Source organism: Flavobacterium suncheonense GH29-5 = DSM 17707, assembly GCF_000430025.1.
Taxonomy (GTDB): Bacteria; Bacteroidota; Bacteroidia; order Flavobacteriales; family Flavobacteriaceae; genus Flavobacterium; species Flavobacterium suncheonense.
In genome coordinates, this window is the sequence record NZ_AUCZ01000004.1 from 325,048 (window position 1) to 332,779 (window position 7,732).

Below are 7,732 nucleotides of genomic sequence, written 5' to 3' on the forward strand. Positions count from 1 at the left end.
TTATTATATTGCAATATTACGATATAACAATTAAATAAAAAAGGATTTTCTCTTAAAAATTAAATCTCAATTAAATTCCTTACTTTTGGAACTCTAAAAACAACAGAAAAATGGCAAAGATTGCATTAAAAGGAAATCCTGTAAACACAGTAGGCGAGTTGCCTCAAATAGGTTCAAAAGCCAAAGATTTTTCATTGGTAAAAACAGATTTATCCACCGTTTCACTGGCAGATTTCGCCGGAAGCAAACTGGTTTTAAATATTTTTCCGAGTATTGATACCAGTACTTGTGCGACTTCGGTTCGAAAATTCAACGAAAAAGCCAGTGCCTTGGAGAACACCAAAGTATTGTGCATTTCCCGCGATTTACCTTTTGCCATGAATCGTTTTTGCGGTGCCGAAGGTTTGGATAATGTTGTTAATCTTTCCGATTTCAGAGATGCTTCTTTCGGAAATGAATACGGATTGACCATTACAGATGGCCCGTTAAAAGGCTTACATTCCAGAGCCGTTATTGTTTTAGATGAAAACGGAGTAATCCAGCATACGGAATTAGTGGCCGATATTGTAGACGAACCTAATTACGACAACGCATTAGCAGCACTTTAATGGAAGTAAAAAAAGAAGTAAATAAAGATAACACCTTTTTCACCGGAAGGCTGAAAAGCATCGGATTTGCCGTTAAAGGCGCTATTAAATTGGTAACCACCGAACACAGCGTGATGGTACAGTCTTCCATCGCAGTTTTGATGACGATTGCCGGTTTTTATTTCAATATTACCGCAACTGAGTGGATGTTCCAGATTTTGATATTCGGTTTGGTGCTGAGTATTGAAGGTTTAAACACTGCTGTAGAAAAAATCGCCGATTTCATTCATCCGGATTATCACGAGCGCATCGGTTTTATTAAGGATATTGCGGCAGGAGCGGTTTTCTTTGCGGCTTTGTCTGCCATTGCAATTGGGGCTGTAATTTATCTGCCGAGGATTATCTAATTTCATTCAGATTGTTATTTTTGTATAAAGAACAAATTACTTAATGGCAAAAACAACCAAAAAAGAAACTTCGGAAACCAAGGAAAACAAGAAACCGGGCGAGAAACAGCCGTTTTTTACGCGCCGTCATAAAGTCCTTTTCGGGGCTTTACTTGTTTTATTTTCGGTAGCCTTACTGCTGTCGTTTATTTCCTATTACATTTACGGTGATTACGACCAAAGCTCGCTTACGTCCTTTGCAGACCGGAGTGAGAAAACTTATAACTGGTTGGGAAAAGTAGGGGCCTTGCTGTCGGATTTCTTTTTGTACAAAGGTTTTGGCGCCGCGTCCTTTTTATTTGTCCGATTGTTCTTTTTGGCAGGTGCTTATCTGCTTGTGGATGTTTCTTTGGGAAAACTGAAAAACACCATTTTCTGGGATTTGTTCGCTATGGTACTGCTTTCCGTTCTGATGGGCTTTTTCTGGGATTACATTCCGCAATTGGGAGGTGTGATTGGCTATGAAATGAACCTTTTCGTTCAGGATTATATCGGTAAAGTGGGAACGTTTTTAGTATTGCTTTTCGGTCTGATTGTTTACCTGATTCTTAAAATTAAAGTATCAACTGAAGGCATCAAAAACTTCTTTGAAAGCAGAAACAGAGCTTTTACCGAAGAATTAAATGAAGGTAATGAAATTGCTGGTAATGATGTAATTACACCTGTTTCAGTTGTGAATGATATGGAAGTGGAAGCGGAAGAAATCATCAATTCCAATCCTTCTCTGGATTTTAACGATGCCGAAGATGAAGAAATCCTTTCCAATATCGAGCTGAAGACTAATCCGTCAACTTTCGAGATAAACAAGGAAGCTTTAAAACCGACCATCAGCAATCCTTCTGAAATAGCGCTGAAAACGGTTCCTCCGGTTGTGACGCCACCGGTTGCCATTCCGGTTGATGTGCCGCCTGTGCCTGAAACGCCGAAATCGGAAATCATTCACACGGATGACGACAGCTTCACCATCGAAAAAATTGAAGAAGAAGCTGCGGTGGAAGAAAATTTAGCTGCAAGATTAGTACAGGATTTCGGGGAATTTGACCCGACGCTTGAGTTGTCGAACTATCAGTTTCCGTCCATCGAATTGCTTAAAGAATATTCATCCGGCGGGATTACCATCAATCAAACGGAGTTGGAGGAAAACAAAAACCGTATTGTAGACACCCTGAAAAACTACAACATCGGAATTTCCCAGATTAAAGCGACAGTTGGTCCGACGGTAACTTTATACGAAATCGTTCCGGAAGCGGGAATCCGTATTTCAAAAATCAAAAACTTAGAAGACGATATTGCCTTGTCGTTGTCGGCTTTGGGAATCCGTATCATCGCGCCAATTCCGGGGAAAGGAACCATCGGTATCGAAGTGCCGAACAACAATCCGACGATGGTTTCGATGAAGAGCGTTATCAGTTCTCCGAAATTCCAGACGGCCGAAATGGAACTTCCTATTGCTTTAGGAAAAACCATTTCCAATGAAACATTCGTGGTTGATTTGGCCAAAATGCCGCACTTACTGATGGCAGGAGCAACCGGACAGGGTAAATCGGTAGGACTGAACGCTGTGCTGACTTCGTTGTTGTACAAAAAACACCCGGCTGAGGTGAAATTCGTATTAGTCGATCCGAAGAAAGTGGAATTAACCCTTTTCAACAAAATTGAAAGACATTATTTAGCAAAACTTCCCGATGGAGGCGATGCGATCATTACTGATAATACTAAGGTAATCAATACATTGAATTCGCTTTGTATTGAAATGGACAATCGTTATTCGTTACTGAAAGACGCTATGGTCCGCAACATCAAAGAATACAACGAGAAGTTCAGACAACGCAGGCTGAATCCGGAAAACGGACACCGCTTTTTACCGTATATCGTTTTAGTGGTAGATGAGTTTGCCGATTTAATCATGACCGCCGGTAAAGAAGTGGAAACACCGATTGCCCGTTTGGCACAATTAGCACGTGCCATCGGAATCCATTTGATTATTGCGACGCAGCGTCCTTCGGTAAACGTAATCACCGGGATGATTAAGGCGAATTTCCCTGCCCGAATCGCGTTTCGTGTAACCTCAAAAATTGATTCCCGCACAATTTTAGATACCGGTGGCGCCGATCAGCTGATTGGTCGCGGAGATTTATTGTACACACAAGGAAATGATCTGGTTCGTGTGCAGTGTGCTTTTGTAGACACACCGGAAGTAGAAAAAATTACCGAATATATTGGTTCGCAAAAGGCGTATCCTAATGCGTATATGTTGCCGGAGTATGTTGGTGAAGAAAGTGGCATAAGTCTTGATATAGATATCTCGGAAAGAGATTCCATGTTCAGGGAAGCTGCCGAAATTATCGTAACAGCGCAACAAGGTTCGGCTTCTTTACTGCAGCGTAAATTAAAACTGGGCTACAACCGCGCCGGTCGTCTGATAGACCAACTGGAAGCCGCGGGAATTGTTGGACCGTTTGAAGGCAGTAAAGCGAGAAGCGTGAATATTCCTGATTTGGCATCGCTGGAACAATTTTTCGCTAACGAACAAAACAATTTGTAAAATGAAACTATTTCATAAAAGTTATAAAACATTAGGATTGGCGGTAATCTTGTTTTTTGCAGGTATCACCGTTACAGCCCAAAATTCGCAAAAGGCGAAGGAATTGCTGGACCAGGTTTCGGCAAAAGTGAAGAGTTATGACAACATTCAGATTGGCTTCACGTATTCGATGCAGAACCTCAAGCAGAATATTAATCAGGAAAGCAAAGGCAATCTTACGCTGCAAGGTAATCAGTATCTTCTTAATTTTATGGGAATTACCAAGATTTTCGACGGAAAGAAGAACTACACGATTGTACCCGAAGATGAAGAAATCACCATTTCCAATCAGGATGACAACGCGGTTGACGGCATGAGTCCGGCTAAAATGCTTACCTTTTTTACTTCCGGTTTCAAATACTCGTGGGACATTGTGCAAAATGTGAAAGGCAGAAAGATTCAATATGTGAAACTGGTTCCGACCAATGCCAAAGATTACCGCAAGGAAGTCTTAATCGGTATCGATGCGCAGACCAAACACATCTATACCATGATGGAAATGAATAAGAACGGTTCGAAAACAACCATCACTGTTAATTCTTTTAAAACGAATCAGCCTATTTCAAAAAATCATTTTACCTTTACCCAGAGTAAATATCCAAATTACTACATCAATAATTTAGACTAAGTTTTCGGGTGAAAATACTTGACCGTTATATTTTAAAATCTTTTCTGATTACGTTTACTTCGGTATTCGTAATCCTTTTTTTTATCTTCATATTACAGACCGTCTGGCTTTTTATTTCAGAACTGGCCGGGAAAAATCTCGACTTTATAACAATTGTAAAATTCCTGATTTTCTCCATGCCGAGACTGATTCCACTGGTATTGCCGCTTTCGATATTATTGGCTTCTATCATGACGTTCGGAAGTTTTGCAGAAAATTATGAGTTTGCAGCCATGAAATCATCCGGAATTTCGTTACAGCGTGCTATGCAGAGCCTAATGATTTTTATTTTCGGATTAAGTATCGTCTCTTTTTTCTTTGCGAACAATGTAATTCCCAAAGCCGAATATAAGTTTGTAAACCTCCGAAAGGAAATTCTTCAGACGAAACCTGCTATGGCCATCGCGGAAGGGCAGTTCAATACCATCGGAAACTCTAATATTAAGGTCGATAAGAAATCCGGAGATAACGGGGAATTGTTGGAAGGGGTTACCATGCACGTTAAATCTAATCTTGGAACGGGTAATAAAACGGTTATTAAATCCAAAAGAGGTGTATTGAAAAGTGATGAAAACTCAAATATTCTAAAGCTGGATTTGTTGGATGGGTATTATTACGAAGATATTACGCCAAAGAAGTATGAAGAACAGAACAGAGTGCCGTTTGCAAAAGCGTTCTTTCAGAAATACACCATCAATATCGATTTAACCAATCTGAACAAATCTGAAGATAACGGTGAAATTGTGAACACAAATTCAATGTTGAGTATCAGTGAACTGAGTTACACCATCGATTCTCTTCAAAATTCGTATAAAAAAGATGTTGTGTTTTTTTCGGATAATATTTCACAGGGAATAGAGTTTACATTAAAACCTAAGGAGATTGCCAATCCGAAAGAGTTTAAAAGTACGGATGAAATCCTGAATATTTTTCCGATTAATGAGCAGGCCAGAATTTTGGAATTTGCCAAAAATTCCCTGTCCAGTACAGATTTCTCGATACAGACTAATAAAGACGATTTGTTTAACAAAAAGAAAAACATAAACAAGCACTGGATTGCCTTACACGAAAAATTTGTAATTGCATTTTCCTGTTTGCTGATGTTTTTTATCGGAGCACCGTTGGGAGCAATTATCAGAAAAGGTGGTTTAGGATTGCCGATTGTATTTGCGGTTTTAATTTTCATTACGTTCCACTTTGCCAATACCTTTGGTAAAAAAGTAGCTCAGGAAGATGGTATGCCGGCTTTTTTGGGAACGTGGTTATCTTCCATAATTCTGACGCCTTTAGCGCTCGTATTAACGTACAGAGCGACCAATGATATTGGGGTAATGGTGAATTTTGACTGGATTACAGCGCCATTCCAAAAACTATACAAGCGTTTTTTTGACAACAACAGCACCGACGAAGAAAACAACGATAATACCCATTAATAATGCTGACTACAGACAACAAAATACAACTGAATACGATTGAGGAAGCGATTGAAGACATCCGTCAAGGTAAAGTAATCATCGTGGTAGATGATGAAGACCGTGAAAATGAAGGAGATTTTTTAGCCGCAGCCGAAAAAGTAACGCCGGAAATGATCAATTTCATGGCAACACACGGGAAAGGTTTGATTTGCACGCCCTTAACAGAAAGCCGATGCAAAGAACTCGAACTTAAAGCAATGGTTGTAAACAATACAGACCATATGGAAACCGCTTTTACCGTTTCGGTAGATTTGAAAGGGCATGGGGTTACAACCGGTATTTCTGCATCCGACAGAGCCAAAACCGTTCAGGCATTAATAGATCCTAACACCAAGCCGTTTGATCTGGCAAGACCGGGACATATTTTCCCTTTGATAGCCAAACAAGGCGGAGTGCTCAGAAGAACCGGTCACACAGAAGCTGCGATTGATTTTGCCCGTCTGGCAGGGTTTAAACCGGCAGGCGTAATTTGTGAAATCATGAATGATGACGGTTCAATGGCCCGTTTGCCTCAATTGGTGGAAGTAGCCAAAAAATTCGACCTGAAGCTGGTTTCCATTGAAGATTTGGTGGCATACAGAATGCAGCACGACAGTTTAATCGTGAAAAAAGAAGACTTCGACATCGAAACGCGTTTCGGAACTTTCAGACTTCGGGCATACGAACAGACTACAAACAAGCAGGTTCACATAGCCTTAACAAAAGGAACCTGGAATCTGGGCGAACCGGTTTTAACAAGAATTAATTCCTCCCAGGTAAATAATGATTTATTGGGAACCCTTACCAATAATGCCGATAAACAGCTGGACGATATGTTTAAAGTTATTAACGAACAGGGCAGAGGAGCGGTTATTTTTATCAATCAGGATATGCAGTCGGTTAATTTGCTTAACAGAATATCGGAGTTAAAAGCGTTGCAGGCAGAAGGCATCATGAAAGCGCCAAAAATAGTTATTGACAGTAAGGATTTTGGAATTGGGGCACAAATTTTACACGATTTAGACATTTCAAAAATCCGTTTAGTAACTAACACCGATCAAACCAAACGCGTAGGAATGATTGGGTATGGCTTAGAAATTGTAGAGTACGTAAATTTTTAGAAAATATTTCGTATGCTAATCCGTACGAAATGAAATAGTTAAAAATATAATAGAATTTATTTCTGTTTTTTGTAAAAAAAAGGTTTGCAGATAAAAAAAAGCTTTCTATATTTGCACTCGCAATACGGAAGTAAGGCGATATTTACTGGAGAAATGGCAGAGTGGTCGATTGCGGCAGTCTTGAAAACTGTTGACTGTAACAGGTCCGGGGGTTCGAATCCCTCTTTCTCCGCCAGTTGAAAAACAAAACGAACTAAAACCCTGTAAACATTGAGTTTACAGGGTTTTGTGTTTTCAGTCAAAACACAAAACAGTCAATTATTTTCAAATAATTAGTGCACTATTTAGTGCACTGGATTTTTAGCCTTAAAAGTGCACTAAATTTTTGTTCAAGCCTTGTAGAATAAGCTGTTCAGAAAATGAACATCTTGCAAAGAATTGGTTATCGAATTAAATTATTAATCAATTTAAAGGTTACCATTATGAACACACAAATCAAAGTACAATTCTGTTTAAGAAAGTCTAAAATTAATGCAGACGGTTTAGTGTAGGTGGATTCAAGACCTTAATGCAACAAGGTCATTTAGTTTTCAGTTTTTCAAATTTAGTATTTTTCTTAGATATTGACTCTTTTTTCAGAATAACTTTTTAGGCTTTTTAATGAGCCAAAAGTTATTTCCGAAAATGGTATTTCTTCATTGAGTTTTTCGGCAGGAGTTTTGTAGCCCAATACCTTTCTTGGGCGATTATTCAGGCTGTATTCAGCTTCTTTTATTTGCTGTATTGTTATGTTATTAAAATCGGTTCCTTTTGGGAAAAATCGCCTAATTAAACCGTTTGTGTTCTCGTTGGTTCCTCTTTCCCAAGATGAGT

The 7,732-nt window shown here is 39.3% G+C and carries 7 protein-coding genes and 1 tRNA gene; 7 read left to right on the forward strand and 1 reads right to left on the reverse strand.

Features of this window, described 5'->3' with window-relative positions:
• Positions 1-110 precede the first annotated feature (110 nt).
• From tpx to G498_RS0103945, 7 genes are all read left to right on the forward strand, one after another.
• Positions 111-608 (forward strand): thiol peroxidase, encoded by a 498-nt coding sequence (gene tpx / locus G498_RS0103915; RefSeq protein WP_026979959.1) that lies wholly within the window; start codon positions 111-113, stop codon positions 606-608.
• Positions 608-994, forward strand: coding sequence for a diacylglycerol kinase (locus G498_RS0103920; RefSeq protein WP_026979960.1), 387 nt, complete (start codon positions 608-610; stop codon positions 992-994). The genes tpx and G498_RS0103920 overlap by 1 nt, the downstream gene beginning before the upstream one ends.
• Before the next feature lie 43 nt (positions 995-1,037).
• Entirely contained in the window at positions 1,038-3,578 is a 2,541-nt protein-coding gene (locus tag G498_RS0103925; RefSeq protein WP_026979961.1) for a DNA translocase FtsK, read from the forward strand.
• A 1-nt stretch (position 3,579) separates the two neighbouring features.
• Positions 3,580-4,245 (forward strand): LolA family protein, encoded by a 666-nt coding sequence (locus G498_RS0103930; protein ID WP_026979962.1) that lies wholly within the window; start codon positions 3,580-3,582, stop codon positions 4,243-4,245.
• An 8-nt stretch (positions 4,246-4,253) separates the two neighbouring features.
• Positions 4,254-5,717, forward strand: a complete 1,464-nt coding sequence (locus G498_RS0103935) for an LptF/LptG family permease (RefSeq protein ID WP_026979963.1) — start codon at positions 4,254-4,256, stop codon at positions 5,715-5,717.
• 2 nt (positions 5,718-5,719) lie between these two features.
• A complete protein-coding gene (ribB, locus tag G498_RS0103940) occupies positions 5,720-6,859 on the forward strand; it encodes a 3,4-dihydroxy-2-butanone-4-phosphate synthase (RefSeq protein ID WP_026979964.1) in 1,140 nt (379 codons plus the stop codon).
• A gap of 147 nt (positions 6,860-7,006) precedes the next feature.
• Positions 7,007-7,094: transfer RNA gene (locus G498_RS0103945), tRNA-Ser, on the forward strand.
• Between the two features lie 381 nt (positions 7,095-7,475).
• On the opposite strand, the gene G498_RS15830 is transcribed toward G498_RS0103945, so the two are convergent.
• On the reverse strand, positions 7,476-7,732 hold a 257-nt coding region (locus tag G498_RS15830), incomplete at its 5' end, for an IS30 family transposase (RefSeq protein ID WP_161625331.1).